This window comes from Agrobacterium sp. S7/73 (assembly GCF_019355535.1).
Lineage (GTDB): Bacteria > Pseudomonadota > Alphaproteobacteria > Rhizobiales > Rhizobiaceae > Agrobacterium > Agrobacterium tumefaciens.
This window is the reverse complement of the sequence record NZ_CP072136.1, coordinates 2,486,764-2,509,181: the sequence shown is the minus strand read 5'-3', so window position 1 is coordinate 2,509,181 and position 22,418 is coordinate 2,486,764. Positions and strand designations below refer to the sequence as shown.

Annotated in this window: 20 protein-coding genes and 1 pseudogene; 13 read left to right on the top strand and 8 right to left on the bottom strand. The window is 59.6% G+C overall.

All coding sequences use genetic code 11. The annotated features are described in order from the left end of the window. Positions 1-205: 205 nt before the first annotated feature. From mnhG to J5276_RS12470, 7 genes are all read right to left on the bottom strand, one after another. A complete protein-coding gene (gene mnhG / locus J5276_RS12500; RefSeq protein ID WP_025592428.1) occupies positions 206-550 on the bottom strand; it encodes a monovalent cation/H(+) antiporter subunit G in 345 nt (114 codons plus the stop codon). Then, positions 547-828 (bottom strand): K+/H+ antiporter subunit F, encoded by a 282-nt coding sequence (locus J5276_RS12495; RefSeq protein WP_003514989.1) that lies wholly within the window; start codon positions 826-828, stop codon positions 547-549. The genes mnhG and J5276_RS12495 overlap by 4 nt, the downstream gene beginning before the upstream one ends. Beyond that, positions 825-1,313, bottom strand: coding sequence for a Na+/H+ antiporter subunit E (locus J5276_RS12490; RefSeq protein WP_003514990.1), 489 nt, complete (start codon positions 1,311-1,313; stop codon positions 825-827). The genes J5276_RS12495 and J5276_RS12490 overlap by 4 nt, the downstream gene beginning before the upstream one ends. Next, the gene (locus J5276_RS12485; protein WP_003514992.1) at positions 1,310-2,956 is read right to left on the bottom strand and encodes a monovalent cation/H+ antiporter subunit D; all 1,647 of its coding nucleotides are present in this window, start codon (positions 2,954-2,956) and stop codon (positions 1,310-1,312) included. Before J5276_RS12485 ends, J5276_RS12490 begins: the two co-directional genes overlap by 4 nt. Beyond that, positions 2,953-3,288 (bottom strand): Na+/H+ antiporter subunit C, encoded by a 336-nt coding sequence (locus J5276_RS12480; protein ID WP_003514993.1) that lies wholly within the window; start codon positions 3,286-3,288, stop codon positions 2,953-2,955. The genes J5276_RS12485 and J5276_RS12480 overlap by 4 nt, the downstream gene beginning before the upstream one ends. After that, on the bottom strand, positions 3,288-6,206 hold the full coding sequence (locus J5276_RS12475; protein WP_112154772.1) for a monovalent cation/H+ antiporter subunit A: 2,919 nt from the start codon (positions 6,204-6,206) through the stop codon (positions 3,288-3,290). The genes J5276_RS12480 and J5276_RS12475 overlap by 1 nt, the downstream gene beginning before the upstream one ends. Before the next feature lie 106 nt (positions 6,207-6,312). Continuing rightward, positions 6,313-6,690: a hypothetical protein gene (locus tag J5276_RS12470; RefSeq protein WP_038489792.1), complete on the bottom strand. Its 378-nt coding sequence runs from the start codon at positions 6,688-6,690 to the stop codon at positions 6,313-6,315. A gap of 516 nt (positions 6,691-7,206) precedes the next feature. Between J5276_RS12470 and J5276_RS12465 the strand changes: the two genes are divergently transcribed. The 13 genes from J5276_RS12465 to J5276_RS12405 all read left to right on the top strand — a co-directional run bounded on the left by J5276_RS12465 (position 7,207) and on the right by J5276_RS12405 (position 20,724). Next, positions 7,207-8,802, top strand: a complete 1,596-nt coding sequence (locus J5276_RS12465) for a globin-coupled sensor protein (protein WP_236761466.1) — start codon at positions 7,207-7,209, stop codon at positions 8,800-8,802. After that, positions 8,802-9,101, top strand: a complete 300-nt coding sequence (locus J5276_RS12460; RefSeq protein ID WP_013635450.1) for an STAS domain-containing protein — start codon at positions 8,802-8,804, stop codon at positions 9,099-9,101. Before J5276_RS12465 ends, J5276_RS12460 begins: the two co-directional genes overlap by 1 nt. Beyond that, a complete protein-coding gene (gene cheY1 / locus J5276_RS12455; RefSeq protein WP_003493773.1) occupies positions 9,098-9,463 on the top strand; it encodes a chemotaxis response regulator CheY1 in 366 nt (121 codons plus the stop codon). The genes J5276_RS12460 and cheY1 overlap by 4 nt, the downstream gene beginning before the upstream one ends. 16 nt (positions 9,464-9,479) lie before the next feature. After that, positions 9,480-11,747, top strand: coding sequence for a chemotaxis protein CheA (locus J5276_RS12450; protein WP_112154770.1), 2,268 nt, complete (start codon positions 9,480-9,482; stop codon positions 11,745-11,747). Positions 11,748-11,760: 13 nt separating this feature from the next. After that, positions 11,761-12,669 (top strand): protein-glutamate O-methyltransferase CheR, encoded by a 909-nt coding sequence (gene cheR / locus J5276_RS12445; RefSeq protein ID WP_019564320.1) that lies wholly within the window; start codon positions 11,761-11,763, stop codon positions 12,667-12,669. Beyond that, entirely contained in the window at positions 12,666-13,721 is a 1,056-nt protein-coding gene (gene cheB, locus J5276_RS12440) for a protein-glutamate O-methylesterase CheB (protein ID WP_013635453.1), read from the top strand. Before cheR ends, cheB begins: the two co-directional genes overlap by 4 nt. Further along, a complete protein-coding gene (gene cheY2 / locus J5276_RS12435; RefSeq protein WP_003515008.1) occupies positions 13,721-14,110 on the top strand; it encodes a chemotaxis response regulator CheY2 in 390 nt (129 codons plus the stop codon). Before cheB ends, cheY2 begins: the two co-directional genes overlap by 1 nt. Further along, entirely contained in the window at positions 14,107-14,652 is a 546-nt protein-coding gene (cheD, locus tag J5276_RS12430) for a chemoreceptor glutamine deamidase CheD (RefSeq protein ID WP_003515010.1), read from the top strand. The genes cheY2 and cheD overlap by 4 nt, the downstream gene beginning before the upstream one ends. Positions 14,653-14,666: 14 nt before the next feature. Further along, the gene (locus J5276_RS12425; RefSeq protein ID WP_003515012.1) at positions 14,667-15,050 is read left to right on the top strand and encodes a hypothetical protein; all 384 of its coding nucleotides are present in this window, start codon (positions 14,667-14,669) and stop codon (positions 15,048-15,050) included. A 131-nt stretch (positions 15,051-15,181) separates the two neighbouring features. Next, positions 15,182-16,864, top strand: coding sequence for a flagellar basal-body MS-ring/collar protein FliF (fliF, locus tag J5276_RS12420; protein WP_003515013.1), 1,683 nt, complete (start codon positions 15,182-15,184; stop codon positions 16,862-16,864). Between the two features lie 372 nt (positions 16,865-17,236). Beyond that, the gene (gene visN, locus J5276_RS12415; protein WP_003515014.1) at positions 17,237-17,968 is read left to right on the top strand and encodes a transcriptional regulator VisN; all 732 of its coding nucleotides are present in this window, start codon (positions 17,237-17,239) and stop codon (positions 17,966-17,968) included. A gap of 58 nt (positions 17,969-18,026) precedes the next feature. Further along, complete coding sequence (gene visR / locus J5276_RS12410; protein ID WP_003515015.1) at positions 18,027-18,728, top strand: transcriptional regulator VisR; 702 nt, start codon at positions 18,027-18,029, stop codon at positions 18,726-18,728. Between the two features lie 148 nt (positions 18,729-18,876). After that, a complete protein-coding gene (locus J5276_RS12405; RefSeq protein WP_112154769.1) occupies positions 18,877-20,724 on the top strand; it encodes a methyl-accepting chemotaxis protein in 1,848 nt (615 codons plus the stop codon). A gap of 55 nt (positions 20,725-20,779) precedes the next feature. On the opposite strand, the pseudogene J5276_RS12400 reads toward J5276_RS12405, so the two are convergent. Further along, positions 20,780-22,300: pseudogene (locus J5276_RS12400) on the bottom strand (NahK/ErcS family hybrid sensor histidine kinase/response regulator); the annotation flags it as partial. Between the last annotated feature and the right edge of the window lie 118 nt (positions 22,301-22,418).

Genomic DNA, 22,418 nt, shown 5'->3' with positions numbered 1-22,418 from the left:
CCTCCCCCGCGCTGGCGAGATCAGATTGCTTCCGTTGTCATCAGTTTTTTAGCGCGGACGATGTAACTCGATGCGTTACGTCTGCCTACTTGTCCAACAATCGGAAAGCCGCCCGCAAGTGGATCATCGGATAAGACCCGTCGCAGGAGAGTTTCCTTGACCTTCAGGAAGGTAATTCACGCAAAACTTGTCTGAGTCCGCGGTGCTAAAGATGCTCCCGATTATCCGAGTTCTGCTCCGCCCGGTCCCGATAAAGCGCGGCACGCCCCAGCAGCATCAGCGACACTGGTGTCGTCACCGTCACGAAGATGCCGATGAAGATCTCGTGGAAGGCGAAACGGTCGCCGGAGACGGAGAAATAGATGATGGAGGCCATGACGATGCCGCCGGTGCCCCAGCTGGTGCCGAGCGTCGGTGCGTGCAGGCGCTCGTAGAAGCTGTTGAGCTTGGCGAAGCCGATGGTGCCGATCAGCGTCAGCGAGGCGCCCAGAAGGACGAAGAACGCCACCAGAATGGCGGCCCAGAGCGGAAATTCTGCTGCATTGTTCATTCAATCACCTCGCCACGCATCATGAATTTGGAAAGGGCAACGGTGGAGACGAAGCCGAGGATCGCAATGAGCAACGAGGCCTCGAAATAGATGTCGTTGCCGGTGCGCAGGCCGAAGGTCAAGAGAAGCAGCATGGCGTTGACATAGAGCGTGTCGACGCCGAGCACCCGGTCCTGGGCGCGTGGGCCGATGGCGATGCGGTAAACGGAAATCGTCATGGCAATGGCGAGCATCAGCTGCGCGAGCGAAAAGGACCAGAAAAGGATAATCGAACTCATTCGAATATCTCCATCAAAAGTTTTTCATATCGGTTCTTGATGAGGCTTATCCAGGCCGCCTCATCCTCATCGTCGAGAACATGGAGCAGAAGCGTTCCCTGGCTGGAATTATATTCGAGCCAGGCGCTTCCCGGTGTCGAGGTGAGGATTGTCGCCAGAACGGCCAATCCCATCGGATCGCGAATATCGAGCGGCACCGCTAGGAAACCGGATTTGCGGTCTCTCTCGCGCTGGAACAGAATGATCTTCACGACGGAAATATTGGACAGGACGATGTCGTAAAGCACGATCGCGATCAGCTTGACGAGCTTGTGCCAGTTGCGGATGCGCGGTTTTGCCGGCCGGAGCGACGCCATAGCCCAGGAGGCGATGAGGGCCACACCGGTGCCTAGCAGCAGATGTCCGGCTGAAAAGCTGTTGATCGTCATCCAGAAGATGATCAGCGACACCGTCAGCAGCGGGTAGGGCAGGACACGGCTTATCATGGCTGCGCCTCCGGATTGGTTCCCGCTCTCGGGGCGGAAATGACGCCCTGAATGTAGCTGGCCGGCAGATCGAGAATACGCGCCGTCTCCTGCATGTAGCGCATCACCGGCCCCGCCTGCACGGTCATGGCGAGTGTCAGTCCAAGCAGCAGCATGATGGGCGCTATTTCGATGACGAGAACACGCGGCACTGTGCCTTCGAGGGAGGCCCAGAAGGTGCGGATGCCCGCGCGGGTCATCGAGATCAGCGAGGCGAAACCTGCAAAGACAATCAGGAAGACCAGCCACCAGGAAAGGGTGGAGACGCTGTCATTGGCCCCCAGCCCTGAAGGGTTGAGAATGGCGGTCAGCATGGAGAATTTGGCGATGAAGCCCGAGAGCGGCGGCAGACCGGCGAGGAGAATGCCGCAGGCTGCAAAACACGCCCCGAGCACCGCCATGGTGCCGGGCATGGTTACGCCGACTTCTTCTTCCTCTTCCTCCTCTTCGCCCTCGCCATAGGCTTCCATGGTTACGGCAAGAACGTTCGCGCCGGCATCCTGCCCGCGTTCCACCAGTTCGATCAGCATGAAGAAAGCGCTGATGGTGAGTGTGGAACTGACGAGATAATAGAGCGCGCCGGCTGCAACCGTGGGATTGCCGGTGCCCATGGCGGCGAGAAGCGTTCCTGAGGACACCAGAACCGAAAACCCGGCCAGCCGCCCAAGCGCCTGCGAGGCAAGAACGCCGATGGCGCCGAAGATGATGGTGGCGATGCCGCCGACAAGCAGGGCATCATGACCAAAACCGGCCGATTCCCCGGCCGTCTGCCCGAAAAGCAGGAAGGACAGGCGGGCAATGACATAGATGCCGACCTTGCTCATGATAGCAAACAGCCCGCCGACAGGTGCTGAAGCCGAGCCATAGGCGGAAGGCAGCCAGAAATTCAGCGGCCACATGCCGGCCTTGACCAGGAACGCGATGCCGAGAACCGCAGCGCCGGTTTCAAGCAGCATGCGCTGGTCCGGGTTGAGGCCGTCGATGCGGTGGGCAAGGTCACCCATGTTCAGCGTGCCGGTGACGCCATAGATGAGGCTGACGCCGATCAGGAAGAACAATGCGGCGACGAGGTTGATGGCGATGTAATGCAGCCCGGCCTTGACGCGCTGCTGACCGGAGCCATGCAACAGCAAACCATAGGATGCCGCGAGCATAACCTCGAAGAAAACGAAGAGGTTGAAGAGGTCACCGGTCAGGAAAGCACCGTTGACGCCCATCAGCATCATCTGGAACAGCGAATGGAAATGCGCGCCTGCCTTATGCCATTTCGCCAGCGAATAGATCAGCGAGGGAATGGCAAGCAGTGCCGTCAAAAGCACCATCAGCCCGGAGAGGCGATCGGCAACGAGCACGATGCCGAAGGGCGCCGGCCAGTTGCCGAGCAGATAGACCCCGCTCGAAACCACCGCCGCGATCTCGGTATTGACCGTCGAGTTCACCTCGCGGAACAGCAGGATGGCGACAACAAGCAATATCACGGTCGAGGCAAGGCTGATGGCGGCCTTCGCCACGCGCTGGCGCTCGTCGAAGAACAACAGGAGGGCTGCGGTGATCAGCGGCACCAGAATGGGCGCGATGACGATGTGGAAGGGGAACGACATCATTTCGATTCCCTCCCGTCCACATGGTCGGTGCCGGTAAGCCCCCGGGCGGCCAAAAGCACGACGAGGAACAGCGCAGTCGTCGCAAAGCCGATGACGATTGCCGTCAACACCAGCGCCTGCGGCACGGGGTCGGCAAGCGTGGAACTGTCGACGCCGTTCACCAGCACCGGCGGCGCATTGGTCTTGATGCCGCCGACGCCGAAGATGAACAGGTTGACGGCATAGGACAGCAGCGAAAGCCCGACGATGACCTGATAAGTGCGTGGGCGCAGGATCAGCCAGACGCCGGAGCCGGTCATGATGCCGATGCCGATTGAAAGAATGAGTTCCATTACACGTCCTCCGCTTTTGCGGCTTCAGGCGTGCGAACGCGGTAGTTACGCAACGATTGGTGTGCCAGTGCTATAAGAATAAGAACGGTGGAGCCGACGACCAGCGAGAAGACGCCGAGGTCGAACAGCAAGGCGGATGCTGTCGGCATTTTGCCGATATAGGGTATCTCCGTGTACTGGAAATAAGAGGTCAGGAACGGATAGCCGAAGTACCAGGACCCCATGGCGGTTGCCGCCGCCATCAGAAGGCCGAAGCCCATCCAGCGCAGCGGCAGGATGCGGATGCGATCCTCCGCCCAGCGCGCGCCGCCGGCGAGATATTGCAGCAGGAACGCGATTGCCATGGTGATGCCGGCCGCAAAGCCGCCGCCGGGCAGATCGTGGCCGCGTATGAACAGGAAGATCGAAAAGGTGACGATAACCGGGAACATCCATTGCATGACGATGGACGGTACATAGAGATAGTCGCGCACCGTATCGCCCTTGCTGCGGTCGGGCCGCTCCGCATCGAAGGCGTTTTGCATCTGCTGCTGTTCCGGCACCCCGATGCTTTCATGCGCAGGGCGGAAACGGCGAAGCAGCGCAAAGACCGTCAGCGCCACGATCGCCAGCACCGCGATTTCGCCGAATGTATCGAAACCGCGGAAATCGACGAGGATGACGTTGACGACATTGGTGCCGCCGCCTTCCGAATAAGCGCGCTCGAGGAAATAGGTCGCGATGGCGTTCGGCACGGGCAGGGTCATGACCGCATAGGCGATGACGGACATGCCAATGCCGCTTGCGGCGGCCAGCAGGAAGTCACGGGCGCGCCGAAGCTGCGCCGGCAATTCATCGCTGCTGTCCACCTTCTCGAAGCGTTTCGGCAGCCATCTGAGACCGAGCAGGATCAGAACGGTGGTCACGATTTCGACCAGCAACTGGGTGATCGCGAGATCGGGTGCAGAGAGCCAGACGAATGTGAGGCAGGTGACAAGGCCGGAGACGCCGAGCATGATGAGTGCGGCGAGACGATGATATTTCGCCTGCCAGGCGGCACCCAGCGCGGCGATCATGCCGATCAGCCACAGAATGGCAAAGATCGGATCGAAGGACGTCACGCGCGGCAGCGACAATGAAAATTCCGAGAGGAAAAGCGGCGAGAAACCGGCAAGAATCGCCACGAGGATCAGAAGCCTCAGCTGCGGCTGCAGGCGCCGGGTGCCGAGCGTGCTTTCCAGCCACCGCGCCCACTTCCAGGACACGGTGACGAGAATGCGCTCGAAGATGCGCTGTCCCCGAAGATGCCGGAAGATTGGCGGGCCGTCGTCGCAGCGGGAGAAATAGCCGCCGAGCAGGGCATAGATGGCAACGCCGCCGCCGAGTGCCGCAATACTCATGATGAGCGGCAGGTTGAAACCGTGCCAGATCGACAGGCTGTAGACGGGTGTTTGCGGACCGAGAACGGAAAGCACGGCCGAATGCAGGAACGGGCCGATCGACAGGCTCGGAACGATGCCTACGATCAGGCAGGCGAAAACCAGGAACTCGATAGGGAAACGCATCCAGCGCGGCGGCTCATGCGGATTGGGGTTCGGCAGGTCAACCGGCTTGGGGCCGAAGAAGACCGTGTGAATGAAGCGTAGCGAGTAGGCGACGGCGAAGGCGCCTGACAACGTCGCGACGTATGGCAAAGCCCGGTCGAGTAGCGAGTCTGCGTGGGTTTCGACGGCCTCGGCAAAGAACATTTCCTTGGAGAGGAAGCCGTTGAACAGGGGTACGCCGGCCATTGCAGCGCTCGCCGCCATGGCGAGCGTCGCGGTTGCCGGCATATAGGTGTAAAGCCCGCTCAGCCGCCGCATGTCGCGCGTGCCGGTTTCATGGTCGATGATGCCGGCCGCCATGAACAGCGATGCCTTGAAGGTGGCGTGGTTGACCATGTGGAAGATCGCTGCAACCGCCGCAAGCGGGCTGCCCAGGCTCAAAAGCGTGGTGATGAGCCCCAGATGGCTGATGGTCGAATAGGCGAGCAAGCCTTTCAGGTCCTGCTGGAACATGGCGAAATAGGCGCCGAGCAGCAGGGTGATGACGCCTGCAGCACCCACCAGCCAGAACCATTCCGGCGTGCCTGCCAGCACCGGCCAGAACCGCGCCAGCAGGAAAACCCCGGCCTTCACCATGGTGGCCGAGTGCAGATAGGCGGAAACGGGCGTGGGCGCCGCCATGGCATTGGGCAGCCAGAAATGAAACGGAAACTGTGCGCTTTTCGTCAGCGCGCCGCCAAGGATGAGAATAAGTGCGGGCAGATAAAGGGAATGGGCGCGGATATCGGCACCGGCCGCGATGATCTTGTCCAGATCGTAGCTTCCCGCCATGTGGCCGAGGATCAGAAGCCCGGCGAGCAGGCTGAAGCCGCCGATGCCGGTCACGGTCAGCGCCATGCGGGCGCCATCGCGCGCGCCGGCGTTCTGGTGCCAGTAGCCGATCAGCAGGAACGAGAAGATGCTGGTCATTTCCCAGAAGATCGACAGCAAAATGACGTTGCCGGACAGCACTATGCCGAGCATCGAGCCCATGAAGGCGAGCAGAAAGGCGAAAAACCGTGGAATAGGGTCCTGGGCCGACATGTAATATCGGGCGTAGAGAACCACGAGCAGGCCGATGCCGGTAATGAGGATCGCGAAAATCCAGGCGAAGCCATCCAGCCGCAGGGTAAAATTAAGCCCCAGCTGCGGCAGCCATTCCACATCGTATTTCAGCACGCCACCGCCACTGACATTTGGATAAAGAAGGATGCTGCCGACCAGGCCGAAGAGGGCTACGGCGCTAGCTACGTAGGCCGCGCTTGCGGCCGCGCCTTCGCGCGGCATGAAGGCCGTTATGAGAGCGCCGACGAACGGCAATGCGATAATAAATGGTAGAACGGTTGCAAGTGTCATATGCGGCGGCGGTTTTCTCTCTGGAATTGGAGCCTACGGCGGGTTTCCGACGACTCCGATCCCTCAAGGTTCGCAAGGAACCGAATGATGAGGACCGCCGGAATGACTAAGAGATAATATGCGGAGGTGCTCTTGGAACCACGTTCGCAAAGTCTCGGAAAGTTTGTGGCGCGATGGCAACAGGCGTGACGGCCGGTTTGGCGTCAGCCACGATCCGCAGGATGGTCGAGGGAAAACCGACGGGGCGAAGCCCCGGAGCACCGTTGTGAGCCTTGCAGCCGTGATCGTCGCCGGTGGTGCAGTCCTTATCGCGAAGCGAGGGGGAGTGGCTTAGGTCAGCCGTCTGCAATCGTTCCAGACGGCTGGTCTTTGAGATTGCCTTGATGCCGGATGGCGCCTGAAAGCCGATGATGACGAGCAGGCTCGCAACCACAAGACCGATCAACACTTGCGGATGGCGCCTTGAACAGCGGCATTTCTCCATCCGTAACAAGTTGGCGTCTCCTTGATCGTAAAGGTCTCTCTAAAGCATCACCGCTGAGCGAATATCCCGTTGATTTGTTTTAGGGGAAGGCGGACACGCTTGTCCAGCGCACAGGCTGGAAAAACCGCCCGTCGCGTCCGATTCCTTTTCGTTTTTGCCCGTTTGCGGCAAAGTAGGGGCGACAATGGCTAAAAGCTTTTACAAATTTTACCGTTTGACGCCGGTGCTGATGTTTCTTAACTTTCAAGCAAGGAATTAACCATAAAGATTGATGGTATTTCCACGGCGGAATGGGGTTATCTCCCCTTCCAGGCATGACGCCGCACTGCCGTACCGGGCCCGATCCGGTATTTCGTTTCTTGGTTCAAGAAGGTCAGGCAAGCGTCGATGCCGCATCGTCCGCGATGGGTATGTTCGTTCAAAAATCCCCCTTAAGGGTGCTGGCGTTCTGAACCTTGCCATTTGGCCGGGTTTTACCGGCCGTCATATTATTGGGGTCGTCGGTTGGGGCAGGACTTGCCATCAGAACAAGCGCGGAGATCGGCAGGCGCAAGCCTGGCGGGGCGGTTGCGCTTTGCCGGCCTCGACGAGACGCAATCCGATTTCCTGCGCAATTATCGCAGCATGCTGGAGCCTTACGTTAAGGCCGGCCTGCGCGATGTGATGAACCGTTTCCAGTCTATGCCGGACTGTTCGCCGTCTTTCGAAAGCGAAAACCAGCTCGACCGCCTGCACGATTTGCAATCCTCGCACTGGAGCGTGCTTACCGATGCGCGTTTCGATGGGCTTTATGCGGAACGGGTGAAAGTGCTTTCCGACAATGCCGGTCGCATGGGTCTCGATCCGCGCTGGCAGATCGCCAGCCATGCCGTCGTTCTGGAACATCTGCTGGGCGGTCTGGTGACTGAGCACGCGCCGCGCTCCATCCTGCCCGGCAACCGCAAAAAGAGCCGCGAACTGGCGGAAGCCGTCAAGAACGTCGTCCGTCTGGTGATGGTCGATACCGAGATTGCCGTATCGTTGCGCTTCAATGAATTGCGCCTGCGCCATGGCCGGGAACTGGCAGAACAGCGCGACAATGACCGCTCTGAAGCCGCAAGGTTGCTGGGCGAAGCGTTGACGGCATTTGCCGCAGGCGATTTGCAGGCCCGCATCGGCGGCGACGTGCCCGACGCCTACCGCGACGTTGCTGCCACTTTCAATGCGGCACTCGAGACGATTGGCGTGTCACTGACATCGGCTCAAAACAGCATCGGCGAAGCCGAGGCGCTGAGCGCGCGGTTTGCCGACATTGGCCGTTCCATGGCGGAGCGCTCCCGCCAGCAGGCCGCAGCCCTTGCCGAGACCTCCCGTGCGATCCAGACGATGATCGGGGATGTGACCGAAAACGGCGCCCGCATTTCGGCGGCGGAGACGGCGGTTTCCCATGCCCGAGAGGCGGCGGTCGAAAGCGGCAAGGCAATCGGCGAGGCGATAAACGCCATGTCGGATATCGAGCAATCCGCCGAGCAGATCGGACGGATCATCGGCACGATTGACGAGATCGCTTTCCAGACGAACCTTCTCGCCCTCAACGCCGGCATCGAGGCAGCACGCGCCGGTGACAGCGGACGCGGTTTTGCCGTTGTCGCGCAGGAGGTCCGGGCATTGGCCCAGCGTTCCGCAGACGCTGCAAGAGAGATCAAAAGCCTCGTTGGCTCCACGAAAAAGCAGGTCGAAGGCGGCGTGCACATGGTCAACCGCACGCAGGACGCAATCGGCGGTGTTGTCCGGCAGGTATCCGGCATCAACGACATGATCACTGAGGTCTCCCGGCACGCGGCAGAGCACGCCGGCGAATTGCAATCAGTCGCTGCCGACATCGGTGAACAGCAAAGACAGGCTGACCGGAACCTTGCCGATATGGGCAATGGCTCCTCGGAGGCCGATACGCTTCACACTGTCATTCTGGAACTCGGCCGCACCATTCGCGAATTCCGCATTGCCCGTCAGGGACAGGCGGCAGCTGTCGCCGCTACGGCTCGGCAGGACACATCATTTGTGGACCGTGCGGATAACCGCACGGATTACGGCCAGGATTACCAACAATTCAGACGCCAAGGAGTCATGTAATGGCAGCCAGAAAAGCAGCTGAGGCGACGCTGAAACTGTCACCGGTGCTGGATCTCAACGAGGCATCGGCGCTGCACGGCAAGCTGATGACGCTGAGAGGAGCACCTTTGTCGGTGGATGCGTCCGAGGTGGAACGTATCGGTGCGCTTTGCGCCCAGGTCCTGATGGCCGGTGCAAAGTCCTGGGAAGAGGACGGCAAGCCGTTCGGTTTTGCCAGAGTGTCCGATGCATTCGACAAGACCATGAAACTGATAGGCGTCGAAATCGATCATTTGCTCCTGAAGGAGATCAAGAAGTGAAGAAAAAAGTTCTTACCGTGGATGATTCCAGAACGATCAGGAACATGCTCCTGGTCACGCTCAACAATGCCGGTTTCGAGACAATTCAGGCCGAAGACGGCATTGAGGGTCTCGAAGTGCTGGAGCAGAGCAACCCCGACGTTATCGTGACCGATATCAACATGCCCCGTCTTGACGGTTTCGGCTTCATCGAGGGTGTGCGTCGCAACGAGAAGTACCGGGCCATACCGATCCTCGTTCTGACGACCGAAAGCGACGCAGAGAAGAAGAACCGCGCCCGTCAGGCCGGTGCGACCGGCTGGATCGTCAAGCCGTTCGATCCTGCGAAGCTCATCGATGCCATTGAACGCGTAACTGCCTGATACGGGACATTTCACGATGGATATGAACGAAATCAAGGAAATCTTTTTCCAGGAATGCGAGGAACAACTCGCGGAACTGGAATCGGGGCTTCTTAAATTGAATGACGGTGACCGTGATCCGGAAACCGTCAACGCCGTTTTCCGTGCCGTTCATTCCATCAAGGGCGGGGCGGGTGCCTTCGGTCTGGATGATCTCGTGGCCTTCGCCCACGTTTTTGAAACGACCCTCGACTGCGTTCGCTCCAACAAGCTGGAACCGACACAGGACGTCCTGAAAGTCATGCTGCGTTCCGCCGACGTGCTGGCGGACCTGACCAATGCGGCAAGAGACGGCGGCAGCGTCGACGAAAGCCGCACCCGTGGCCTCGTCAAGGAACTGGAAGCCCTGGCCAACGGCGAAACCGTCCACGCATCCGCGCCGGTGGCAGCGCCGGTTGTCGCAAAGATGCCGGAACCCGTCGCGCCCAAGCCGACGGACGATAGCGGTTTCGAGCCGATCCCGTTCTCCTTCTCGGACTTTGCCGATGAAACGACGCCGTTGATGGAGACGCCGTCTTTCCAGATAACCTTCAAGCCGCACGCATCGCTTTATTCGAAAGGCAATGAAGCAGCCCTTCTCCTGCGCGATCTCTCGCGCATCGGTGAGATGAGCGTCAATTGCGACCTGTCGGAACTACCCTCGCTCGACAAGCTCGATCCAGAAGCGTCCTATTTCTCCTGGACGGTTTCGATCTCGACCGACAAGGGTGAAGAGGGTATCCGCAGCGTCTTCGAATTCGCCGAATGGGATTGCGATCTCGAAATCACCCCGATTCTCTCGGAAACCGCTGCGGATGCGGAAGAGCTGCCGATGATCCCGGTTCCGTTCGACCTGTCGGCTCTCGACGGTGATGCGGAAGGGGAAACGGCCGTTGTGACCGCCGGGGCGGAAGAGCCCTACGTTGCCGCAGTCGTCGAGGCTGCCGTCGCGACGACGCAGATCGCCCAGAGCGTCAACGCCGCCATCGAAAAGCGTGAGGCTGCGGCAGCGCCGGCCGCAGCGCAGGCGAATGCCAATGCCGCGGCCAATGCAAGCGCCGGCCAGACCATCCGTGTCGATCTCGACCGTGTTGACCGCCTGATCAACCTCGTCGGCGAGCTTGTCATCAATCAGGCGATGCTGTCGCAGAGCGTCATCGAAAACGATGCGAGTGGCACGTCTGCCGTCAACATGGGTCTCGACGAACTCCAGCAATTGACGCGCGAAATCCAGGACAGCGTCATGGCGATCCGTGCGCAGCCGGTGAAGCCTGTCTTCCAGCGCATGTCGCGTATCGTTCGCGAAGTTGCCGACATGATCGGCAAGCAGATCCGCCTCGTTACCGAAGGCGAGAACACGGAAGTCGACAAGACGGTCATCGACAAGCTGGCCGAACCCCTGACGCACATGATCCGCAATGCGGTGGACCACGGGATCGAAACGCCGGAAAAACGCGAAGCCGCTGGCAAGAACCCGGAAGGCACCATCAAGCTTTCGGCCAAGCACCGGTCGGGCCGCATCCTGATCGAGCTTCAGGACGATGGCGCGGGCATCAACCGCGAGCGTGTTCGCCAGAAGGCGATCGACAATGATCTCATTGCCGCCGATGCGAACCTCACCGATGAGGAGATCGACAATCTGATCTTCGCGCCGGGCTTCTCTACCGCGGACAAGATTTCCGACATTTCCGGCCGTGGCGTCGGCATGGATGTGGTCAAGCGTTCCATTCAGGCGCTTGGCGGCCGTATCAACATCTCCTCGCGCCCCGGTCTTGGCTCGACCTTCACCATGAGCCTGCCGCTGACGCTTGCCGTTCTCGACGGCATGGTGGTAACCGTGGCCGGGCAGACGCTTGTCGTTCCGTTGACGGCGATCGTGGAAACCCTGCAGCCGGAAGCGAAGAACATTCACTCCTTCGGCGCCAACCAGCGGCTGATTTCCATCCGCAACTCTTTCTGCCCGCTGGTCGATGTCGGACGCGTTCTGAACTTCCGTCCGACCCAGGCCGATCCTGTGGAAGGTGTGGCGCTTCTGGTGGAATCGGAAGGCGGCGGCCAGCGCGCCCTGATGGTCGATGCGATCCAGGGACAGCGCCAGGTCGTCATCAAGTCTTTGGAAGCCAACTATACCCATGTTCCAGGCATTGCCGCCGCCACCATTCTGGGTGACGGACGCGTTGCGCTCATTCTGGATGTCGACGCCATCGTCAGCGCTTCGCGCGGGCAGCCACTGAAACAGGAAATGTCACTCGCGGCGACGGGTTGAAGGCGGATATCCAATGGCAGCACTTAATCTCAGCGATCAGCGACAGTCTCCCGATGACGTTCTTGCCAGCGGCGAATATCCGCTGACGAGACGCGATTTGTCGGAGATCGCTGCGATGATCTACGCGGATGCGGGCATCTATCTCAACGACACCAAGGCGTCGCTGGTCTATTCGCGCTTGTCCAAGCATATCCGCAATCTCGGACTGGCCGGGTTTCGGGAATATTGCGCACTGGTGTCATCGCCCGATGGAGCGGCTGCACGCCGCGAAATGCTGTCGCACCTGACGACGAATTTCACGCGCTTCTTCCGCGAGAACCACCATTTCGAACACCTGCGCGACGAGGTTCTGCCGGGCCTCATTGCAAGGGCAAAGACTGGCGGGCGCGTCCGCATCTGGTCGGCCGCCTGCTCAGACGGGCAGGAGCCCTATTCGATTGCGCTCACCGTGCTCGCCATGTTTCCCAATGCGGCGGACTACGATTTCAAGATCCTGGCGACGGACATCGATCCGAAGATCCTGGCGCAGGCCCGTGCAGGCGTTTACGATGACAACGCGCTCGAAACCGTGTCTCCCGCCATGCGTAAGCAATGGTTCACGGAGGTTGATGCCGGCGGTCGCCGGAAGTTCCGCATCGATGACAAGGTCAAGCGCCTCATCACCTTCAATGAACTGAACCTGATGACGCAATGGCCCTTCAAGGGCAATTTCGACGTCATCTTCTGCCGCAACGTCGTCATCTATTTCGACGAGCCGACCCAGATGCGTATCTGGACGCGTTTTGCAGGCCTGCTGCCGGAAGGCGGTCATCTTTACATCGGCCATTCCGAAAGAGTGTCCGGCGACGCCAAGAACCTGTTCGACAATACCGGCATCACCACCTACCGCTACATTGGTCACACGTCCGGGAGGAAGGCATGAGCGCACTCGCACGGGTCCTCGTCGTCGATGATTCCCCCACCATGCGTGGCCTGATTTCCGCCGTCCTCAAGGCCGATCCGGAGGTTGAGGTGGTTGGGCAGGCCGGCAATGCCATGGAAGCGCGCGCCGCCATCAAGCAACTCAATCCCGATGTCGTGACGCTCGACATCGAGATGCCGGAAATGAATGGCCTCGAGTTTCTCGAAAAGATCATGCGACTGCGGCCGATGCCGGTCATCATGGTCTCGTCCCTGACGCACCGCGGCGCGGATGCCTCGCTCGCCGCGCTTGAAATCGGTGCTTTCGACTGTGTCGGCAAGCCGGCTCCAGGCGATGCGCGCCCCTTCGGCGACTTGGCCGACAAGGTCAAGGCCGCCGCACGGTCGCAACACGCAGCTTACCGCGCGGCGCGCCCGGAACCCGTTGTCGCAGCCCAGCCGACCCCGGTCAGCGATTATCGTGCCGGCCGCAAAGTCGTCGCCATCGGCTCCTCCACCGGCGGTGTCGAGGCACTGATTGCCGTGCTCCAGAAGTTTCCGGCCAATTGTCCGCCGACGGTCATCACCCAGCACATGCCGCCGACTTTCACCAAGAGTTTCGCGGAACGGCTGAACCGCATCTGCGCACCCGTCGTGGAAGAGGCGACGGATGGCGCGCGCCTGCAGACCGGCAAGATCTACCTTGCGCCGGGCGGTGAACGCCATTTGCAGATTTCCAATCGCAACGCGCCCTGCTGCCGGCTTATCGAGCGCGATCCCGTCAACGGCCATCGCCCTTCGGTCGATGTGCTGTTCGATTCGGTCGCCGAGCTTGCCGGACGCAACGCCGTCGGCGTCATTCTCACCGGCATGGGCCGCGATGGCGCGGCCGGGCTGCTCAAAATGCGGCATGCCGGTGCGCGAACCGTCGGCCAGAACGAAAAAACATGTGTCGTCTACGGCATGCCCAGAGTGGCCTTTGAGCTTGGCGCCGTTGAACTGCAATTGCCGCTGGCCTCAATCGGCGAAGAAATCCTGAAACTAACCACTGCCCGCAAAGAAGGTGCTGACTAATGTCTCTCGCAGAAAAGATCAAAGTTCTGATCGTCGACGATCAGGTGACCAGCCGGCTGCTGCTCAGCGATGCGCTGACACAGCTCGGCTTCAAGCAGATCACTGCCGCTGGCGACGGCGAGCAGGGATTGAAGATCATGGAGCAGCAGCCCCATCATCTCGTTATCTCCGACTTCAACATGCCCAAGATGGACGGCCTCGGTTTCCTGCACGCCGTGCGGGCAAACCCGACCCTCAAAAAGGCGGCCTTCATCATCCTCACCGCACAGGGCGACCGTGCGCTGGTGCAGAAGGCAGCGCAGCTCGGCGCAAACAACGTGCTGGCCAAGCCCTTCACCATCGACAAGATGCGCGCAGCCATCGAAGCGGTTTTCGGATCGCTGAAATGATTGAAGCTGCGGCCAAGCGCGTACATATCATTCAGGGCGAGTACAAGGTTGTCAGCGATCCCGACGTGGTCATGACGACGATACTCGGTTCGTGCGTGGCCGCCTGTCTGAGAGACCCCGTTGCCGGCATTGGAGGAATGAACCACTTCCTGCTGCCGGGAACGGGCAACGTGACCGGTGGGGATGCGACGCGTTATGGCGTGCATCTCATGGAACTGCTGATCAACGGTCTTCTGAAGAAGGGCGCACGCCGCGACCGGCTGGAGGCGAAGGTTTTCGGCGGCGCAAAAACGATTGCCAGCTTCTCCAATGTCGGTGAGCAGAACGCCATCTTTGCCATGCAGTTTCTGAAGGATGAAGGCATACCGGTCATCAGCTCCTCCACGGGCGGGGATCATGGCCGCAAGATCGAGTTCTGGCCGGTTTCGGGCCGTGCACGACAGCATCCGCTGAGCGGCGCGGAAACCCAGAAGACGGTCGCCATGGAAACGCGTCCGGTGCCGGCCCCCAAGCCCGTCGCCAACGACATCGAATTTTTCTAGTCACGGAGTTTCCAATGCAGATTGCAAACAACACCGGCACCACTCCGTTCGAAGAAGCCTTGCCCGACGTTCTGATGCGCGTGGTATCGGAACTGCACGATGTCGCCTATCTGATCGAGCGCATCGAGCCGCAACTGCTGGAAGCGACAAGCGGCGAATTGTCCAGCGATGGCGTCAAGCTCTTGCAGGGCATCGACCTTGCCGTCCAGAAAACCCGCGGCCTTGCCGAGTTCATCGATACCGTCACCGGCTCAATTCCCGGTGATTGGATCGTGGATGTCTCGACCGCGCTCAGCCTCGTCAAGCTGGCAGAAATGCAAAAGGCGCTGGGCGCAGCCATCCGCCACGGCCATTCGCAGCCGCTGGACAAGGTCGCCGGCGACTTCGATCTGTTCTAGACAGCATTCATCTGGCGGTTCCCTTCCTTTCGCGGATTGCGGATAAAGGCAACGCTCGCGCAAGCTTCGCACCCTATTGTCATTACGGGGCCAAAAGGTCTCGGACTCTATGAATGACGGTGCGGAACAGAATGAATCTGTTAAATCAAATCCCTCAGGTCTTGAAGAATTTCGCGGCGCTGGGTCAGACACGGTTGTTGATGCTGGGCGGCGTGGGCATTTTGTCCATGGCCATTATCCTTGCAGCAGCACTTTACGTGAACCGTCCCGCTTACGAGACCCTTTATGTGGGACTTGAAAAAAGCGACCTCAACAAGATCAGCATTGCACTCGCCGAAGCGGGGCTGGACTTTCAGGTTGGAACGGATGGCGCCAGCCTCCAGGTTCCGGTCGGCCTCACCAGCAAGGCAAGGCTGCTTCTGGCCGAGCGCGGCCTGCCTGACAGTGCCAATGCCGGTTATGAGCTTTTCGACAATGTCGGTTCTCTCGGCCTGACTTCCTTCATGCAGGAAGTGACCCGGGTTCGCGCGCTTGAGGGTGAGATCAGCCGCTCCATTCAGCAGATCGACGGAATTGCGGCCGCACGCGTCCATATCGTCATGCCGGATGTCGGTAATTTCCGCCGCGGTGAGCAGAAGCCCACCGCATCGGTCATGATTCGAGCCAATGCCACCGCCGGGCGCAAGGCGTCCGCTTCCATCCGTCATCTCGTCGCCTCGGCCGTTCCCGGCCTTGAAGTCGATGACGTGACGCTGCTCGATTCCACCGGCCAGCTTCTCGCTTCCGGTGACGACGTCACCAACGCCGCCATGAACCGCTCGCTGACGCTGGCGCAGAACGTTCAGCAGGAAATTACCACCAATATCGACAAGGCGCTGGCGCCTTTCCTCGGCATGGACAATTTCCGCTCCAGCGTGACGGCGCAGCTCAATACCGACAGCCGGCAGATTCAGGAAACCGTCTACGATCCGGAATCGCGCGTCGAGCGCTCCGTCCGCACCGTTAAGGAAGACCAGAAGTCCCAGGAAACGCAGCCCGATACGGCCGCGACCGTGGAACAGAACGTACCGCAGGCAGCGCCCCAGGGCGGCGCAGGCGGCCCGCAGTCTTCCGACCAGTCTGCCAAGAAGGAAGAGCAGACCAACTACGAAATCAACTCCAAAACGGTCGCCACCGTCAAGAATGGCTATACCGTCGAGAAGATTTCGGTCGCCGTGGTCGTCAACAAGGGTCGCATCGCCAAGATGGTCGGCGAACCCGTCGACCAGGCCAAGATCGACGCCTATCTTGCCGAAATGCAGAAGATCGTCACCTCGGCTGCGGGGGTTTCCTCCGATCGCGGCGATATCGTAACGCTGACGGCGATGGACTTCCTCGAAACGCAGCTGCTCGACGAAGCCGCAAGCGGGCCGGGCATCATGGAAGTGCTCAGCCGCAATTCGGCAGGCATCATCAACTCGCTCGCCTTCGTCGCTGTTGCTTTCCTCGTGGTCTGGCTCGGTGTACGCCCTCTGGTTCGTACGGTCACCGGCAACGGCGCGGCAGCAGGCCAGATCAGCCAGGAGACCGCAGGCCTCGAACTGCCGGATTTCTCTCCCGGCATGGATGCGGGTGCTGGTGGTCTCATGGAAGGGTTTGGGGCGGATTTCGGCTTCGACAGCACCGACGATCTTCTGGCAGGCGGCGACAGCGAAGGCACCTTCAACCGCCGGGTTCGCGAAGGACCCGAGCGCAGGCTCTCCCGCATGGTGGAAATCAGCGAAGAACGCGCAGCCAAGATACTTCGCAAATGGGCAGTGGAAAAAGCTGCATGATTTTGAAAAAGGCCGGGGTTATCCCGGCCTTTTGCGCATTTCCGGGTTCTTTGGTATCTTGGCGCCGCGCGCCGTCGCATTCCCGCTTTGGGACACTGTTTACAAAAAATTCAGCAACGATACAGTTTGCTGGGAATAGGCTGAGAATGCCGTTTATGGATTGGTCAGCTTTTCAGTATGTTTTTTAGGAATAGACGAACAAGGAAATACGTGGAAAGGCTGGTGTCAGGTAATGGCAAATCCCAGTCCGTTCCATAAAATGAAGTGATTCGGTCTCCGGGGGCTCACCATCCCATTTTGGTAAGCTTCTCGAATGGAATGATTCCATCCCGAGGTATAATCTCCCCATTGGGAGCAAGAGGGCGTAGGCGATTGAAAGTCGATGTTGATATCCGCAGGCTGTCTGCCAAGCCTATGGAGGGCATGGGTAAGCCCTTGCCACGCGACCAGCTTGCCAAGAACGTCGCAGCCTCGGCCGCTGCCGGCAACGTTTCAGGCGCGCTGGATCTGCTCGTAACCTACGCCGGCGCCTCGCATTATCTGCTGGCGCGGGAGGATCTTCTCGAAGAAACCGGACTGAAATTCATCATCACATCCGACTGGCCTTTCGATCTGGTACGCAGGCTTGGTGCCGAACTCGCCAACAGCCAGAACAGATCGAGCGAAATGGAAAAGTGCCTTTCGCTTCTGCAGCCGCGATTGCTTGTTCTTCCGGACGACGTTTCTGTCCCCTTCGGCATCGACCGGCAATATTCGGCGCTTTCCTTCTGTGTGGGCCGCATCCGTCTTTCGCTTCTGCTGCTGTTTCCAGAACACTCGGTTCCTTCGCCGGACCGTCTGCGCGAAATCGCGCTTCTGACCGGCTATTGCGTCAGCTTCGGCATTGCCAGCGAAGCAAAGGCCGTGCGTGACATCGACCTCACAGAACGTGAGCTTGAGTGCCTGTTCTGGATCGCGGAAGGCAAGACAAGCGACGAAATTGCGATGATACTTGGCATTTCGCGCAATACGATCAATAATTACATTACAAGCGTGATGCGGAAAACCGCGACGAAAACCCGCTCGGAGGCAATCGCCTACGCCGTGCGCAACAACCTCGTATAGATGGTCGGGACCCATGGTACAGACGAAAGATAATGAGGGTACGAGTCAAAGCAGCGGTATGTTTTACCGCAGCCCTGTTGTGACAAGCCGGTCGGATCTGTTTCCGAAGCTGGTCGCCATGCAGAAACTGGTCGGCGCACGTAATTTCGTGGTGACGAAGGCTGCCGCCTCCGGCTTCCCCAACAAGAAGAAGCTGACCTGCGAGCTGGAGAACTGGGGCATGAATGCCGCCGAACAGAGCGCGCAGTTCATCCGCGCTGTCGGCGATATTCTTTTGGATCATATCGAGACATCGCTGCTGCCGGTCATCTGGCGTAACAAGAATGCCGGCGGTTTTGCCGATCTTCCTGACGTGCCGGCTTTGATGCGCCGGATCGAGAACGATACATTGCCCTATGCGGGACTGGCTTTGCCGGTGCGGCTCGGCACGATCGGCAACGGCTACATCGTTTTCTGTGGCAGCAACCTCGTTCTCGACAACGAGGTCGTCATCGAACAGCACATCAAATGCTGCGAGATCATGGTCGATATGCTGGCGCTGGATGAGCGCAAGGTGGCACCGTCTGAAGCGTTGAGCGAAAGGGAAATCGCCTGTCTGCAACTGGCGGGTGATGGCCGTATCAGCGAAGAAATCGCGGTGAAGCTCGGGCTTTCGGTACACACCGTCAACGCCTATCTGGGTTCAGCGACGATCAAGCTCGATTCCGTCAACCGTATCCAGGCGATCGCAAAGGCCATCCGGCTCGGCTATATCCATTGATGAAGGGGGCGGGCTTTCCCGTCCCTGTAAGTCGGCAGGCGCCGGCGCGGCTTGTGTAATCCACTCTAAAAGCTGCTATCGGTACTTCGCGTTTTTTTAACAGTTGCCAACTAGAACTTTTATAAGTTTGGTTTTGGGGAACTGTTTCATGCACAACCGGCTCTTTAAGTCCGTTGCGGGTAAGGTCGTCGTGCTGACGATCGGCCTGATTGCGCTCAGCGTCGCGGCAGTTGGTTTTTCGACATACATTCGCCTGAAGGACAATATCATCACCACTGCGCTGCGTGACACGCACAGCGCGATGCGCGGCATGGCGATCCTTTACGAGATGAAGGTCGGCGGCGTGGCCCTCGAAATGGTGGATGGAGAGCTCAAGAGTATCGGCCGCGCCAGCATCGGGACACTGCGCGACAATGATCTCGTCGACCGCACTGCTGCCGGTAATGGCGGCATCGCCACGGTTTTTGAAGCCAAGGCCGGCGATTATATTCGCATGACCACCAATCTGAAGAACGAAAAGGGCGAGAGAGCAGCGGGCACGAAGCTCGCCACCGACCATCCCGCTTTCGAAAAGGTTTCCAAGGGTGAGGGTTATTTCGGCGCCGCCACGCTTTTCGGCACCAATTACATGACCGGATACATGCCGGTTCTCAACAGGTCCGGAGCGACCGTCGGTATTCTTTTCGTGGGCGTTCCCATGGCCGTCTACGAAGCCCAGATTTTCGGCCTGCGCGACCTGATGCTGATCTGTGGCGCAGTTGCCATGGTCGGCGTGGGATTGCTCGCCTATTTCGTCATCCGGCGCACCCTGCAGCCTCTGGGCAAGCTTACCGATGCGGTGAAGTCCCTTTCGGACGGCAATCTCGATACGCCGATCCCCTATGCCACCAATACCAATGAATTCGGCAACATCGCCCGCGCTCTCGTGATATTTCGCGAGAATGCGCTTGAGAAACTCGCGATCGAGGGCAAAAGCGCTGAGGAACGGTCCGTGGCGGAATCGGAGCGTCACCGCAACGATGCCGAGAAGCAGGAGCTGGACGGCCAGATCGAATTCGCAGTCAGCGAGATCGCGTCCGGCCTCGGCAGGCTTTCGCGCGGTGATCTGAGCCGCACGATCGAGACACCCTTTAACGGCCGTCTGGATCGTCTGCGCACGGACTTCAACGAATCCCTTCTCAACCTGCGCGATGCGCTGGGGCAAATCCGCGAGCGCACCCTGGTCATCCAGCATAGCGGTTTTGAAATCGAGCAATCGTCGGTCGATCTGTCGAAGCGCACGGAGAATCAGGCGGCCTCGCTGGAAGAGACGGCAGCCGCTGTCGAGGAAATCACCGCAACGGTCAGATCGTCGGCCGAGCGGGCGCGCGAAGCCAACGAGGCCGTCCGCATCACCAAACAGAGCGCCGACAGTTCCGGTTCGGTCGTCAGCAATGCCGTGGACGCCATGGGCCGTATCGAAGACGCCTCGCGCAAGATCGAGCAGATCATCGAGGTCATCGATGACATCGCGTTCCAGACCAACCTTCTCGCCCTCAATGCCGGCATCGAGGCTGCGCGTGCGGGCGAGGCGGGCAAAGGTTTTGCGGTCGTGGCGCAGGAAGTGCGTGAACTTGCACAACGCTCCGCAGATGCGGCACGTGAAATCAAGCAGCTCATCAACCAGTCAACGCATGAGGTGAGCTCCGGATCGAAGCTGGTGCAGGAAGCGGGCACGGTTCTTTCAGCCATCAGCCATCAGATTGTCGCCGTCAGCCAGCATGTCGAAACCATCGCGACGGCGACGCAGGATCAGTCCTCCGCGCTCCACAACGTCAACGGGTCCGTCAACCAGATGGACCAGATGACCCAGCAGAACGCGGCGCTTGCCCAACAGTCGAGCGCAGCCAGCAGGGTGCTGTCGGGCGAAGTGGAAGCGTTGCTCGATCTGGTTCAGCGTTTTCAGATGGAGCAGGGCTCGGCGACTGGCCAGGATCGACTGAGCCGCGCAGCCTGACATTGGAATTTTTGAAAGTCGAAGAGCTCCCGGATCGCAAGGTCCGGGAGTTTTTTTATTCTGCCGCCGCGCGGGTCGTGCTGGATATCTGGTTGATATAGGCCCGCAGCGCCGCCGGTTTGACCGGCTTATGCTGGACGGAAATCCCATATTTTTCCGCATCGCTGCGCACTTCCGGGCTGCGGTCCGCCGTCACAAGCAGGGCAGGGATCGTTTTGCCGTAGAATGTCCTGATCAGGCGGATGGCGCTGATACCGTCGCCGTCGTCGAGATGATAATCGGCAATGATGACATCCGGCGCCGCTGACATTGTCAGGAACGGTTCTTCGAGTGTGGCCACCGAACCTGCGGGTAAGACCTCACAGCCCCATCCCGTCAGCAATAGCGTCATGCCCTCGAGGATTTTCGGCTCGTTGTCGATGCAGAGTACCCTGACGCCGGCAAGCCGGTCGCTCGCCACCGGATTGGTGATCCCGCCAGCGGCCTTGGCTGGCGTCAGGCGGTCTGCCTCGCGCGGCAGGTGGATACGGAATGTCGTACCTTTTCCGGGTGTGGAAATCAGCTGTACCGGATGGTGCAGCATGCGCGACAGCCGGTCGACAATTGAAAGACCAAGTCCGAGGCCGGAGGCCGTTTTTGCACCCTCATCCAGCCGGGCGAATTCCTTGAAAACCGTGCGGAATTTGGATGCGGGAATGCCGATGCCGGAATCCGTCACCTGAATGACGACATCGCCTCCCCGGCGGCGCGCGCCAACGATGACCTTGCCACTCAGCGTGTATTTGATGGCATTGGAGACGAGGTTTTGTATCAGCCGCCGCAACAGGTTGGGGTCAGAGCGGACGGTGAGCGAGGTGGGCATGACCACGAGATCGAGGTTTTTTTCCTGCGCCATAGGCGCGAAATCGGTTTCGATGCGTTTCAGCAGCTCGTTCAGCGGCACCGATGTCATGCGCGCTTTCATCGAACCGGTGTCGAGGCGGGAAATATCGAGCACCGCGCCGAGAATGGTCTCTACCGACTCGAGCGCCGAATCGATGTTCTGGACGAGATCGCTTTCCCCCGAGGCGCCAAGCCGCTCGACCAGCGAGGAGGAATAAAGCCGCGCGGCATTCAGCGGCTGGAGGATATCGTGGCCAGCGGCAGCGAAAAACCGTGTCTTGCCGATATTCGCCTCGTCGGCCGATGCCCTTGCCTCCGCAAGTTCGCGGTTGACGCGGGTAAGCTCGACGGTTCGTTCCGCCACCCGCTGTTCCAGCGTTTCATTGGCCTGTTTCAGTGCCTGATCGCTCGCCACTCTCTGCGTGATATCGGTGAAGGTGGCGACGATACCCTTGTCCGGCATGGTGTTGGAGCGCACTTCGATGATGCGCTCGCCGCCGCCAAGCACCAGCGAGAAAGGCAGGTCCATGGTCAGGAAACTGGTGATAAGCTGTTCCGTGTCGCCCGGCGGCATGTCGCCGCGCTCCTGCAGCATGGAAACGATGTCCGTCAGCGGCAGCCCCACCTGCCCGAATTGCTCAGGTAGATCGAGAAGGGTGCGGAAGCGCCGGTTCCAGATCGTCAGCTGCTGCGAGTGTACCCTGTAGCGGTTTTTTGCAAATTTGACACGAGGAATTGCAAAAACGAACGTTTGCAATAGTCTGTCAGACTAGCTCCAACGTGGCCCTAAGTGTCTGTACCCTGTAGCGCGA

Excerpts from the sequence above, each read along its gene's own strand:
- cheD (WP_003515010.1), top strand. The coding sequence starts at position 14,107 with ATGATTGAAGCTGCGGCCAAGCGCGTACATATCATTCAGGGCGAGTAC.
- J5276_RS12470 (WP_038489792.1), bottom strand. The coding sequence starts at position 6,690 with ATGGAGAAATGCCGCTGTTCAAGGCGCCATCCGCAAGTGTTGATCGGT.
- visR (WP_003515015.1), top strand. The coding sequence starts at position 18,027 with ATGTTTTACCGCAGCCCTGTTGTGACAAGCCGGTCGGATCTGTTTCCG.
- cheR (WP_019564320.1), top strand. The coding sequence starts at position 11,761 with ATGGCAGCACTTAATCTCAGCGATCAGCGACAGTCTCCCGATGACGTT.
- J5276_RS12475 (WP_112154772.1), bottom strand. The coding sequence starts at position 6,206 with ATGACACTTGCAACCGTTCTACCATTTATTATCGCATTGCCGTTCGTC.
- J5276_RS12405 (WP_112154769.1), top strand. The coding sequence starts at position 18,877 with ATGCACAACCGGCTCTTTAAGTCCGTTGCGGGTAAGGTCGTCGTGCTG.
- J5276_RS12495 (WP_003514989.1), bottom strand. The coding sequence starts at position 828 with ATGAGTTCGATTATCCTTTTCTGGTCCTTTTCGCTCGCGCAGCTGATG.
- fliF (WP_003515013.1), top strand. The coding sequence starts at position 15,182 with ATGAATCTGTTAAATCAAATCCCTCAGGTCTTGAAGAATTTCGCGGCG.
- mnhG (WP_025592428.1), bottom strand. The coding sequence starts at position 550 with ATGAACAATGCAGCAGAATTTCCGCTCTGGGCCGCCATTCTGGTGGCG.
- cheB (WP_013635453.1), top strand. The coding sequence starts at position 12,666 with ATGAGCGCACTCGCACGGGTCCTCGTCGTCGATGATTCCCCCACCATG.
- J5276_RS12450 (WP_112154770.1), top strand. The coding sequence starts at position 9,480 with ATGGATATGAACGAAATCAAGGAAATCTTTTTCCAGGAATGCGAGGAA.
- J5276_RS12460 (WP_013635450.1), top strand. The coding sequence starts at position 8,802 with ATGGCAGCCAGAAAAGCAGCTGAGGCGACGCTGAAACTGTCACCGGTG.
- J5276_RS12490 (WP_003514990.1), bottom strand. The coding sequence starts at position 1,313 with ATGATAAGCCGTGTCCTGCCCTACCCGCTGCTGACGGTGTCGCTGATC.
- J5276_RS12425 (WP_003515012.1), top strand. The coding sequence starts at position 14,667 with ATGCAGATTGCAAACAACACCGGCACCACTCCGTTCGAAGAAGCCTTG.
- J5276_RS12485 (WP_003514992.1), bottom strand. The coding sequence starts at position 2,956 with ATGATGTCGTTCCCCTTCCACATCGTCATCGCGCCCATTCTGGTGCCG.
- cheY2 (WP_003515008.1), top strand. The coding sequence starts at position 13,721 with ATGTCTCTCGCAGAAAAGATCAAAGTTCTGATCGTCGACGATCAGGTG.
- J5276_RS12480 (WP_003514993.1), bottom strand. The coding sequence starts at position 3,288 with ATGGAACTCATTCTTTCAATCGGCATCGGCATCATGACCGGCTCCGGC.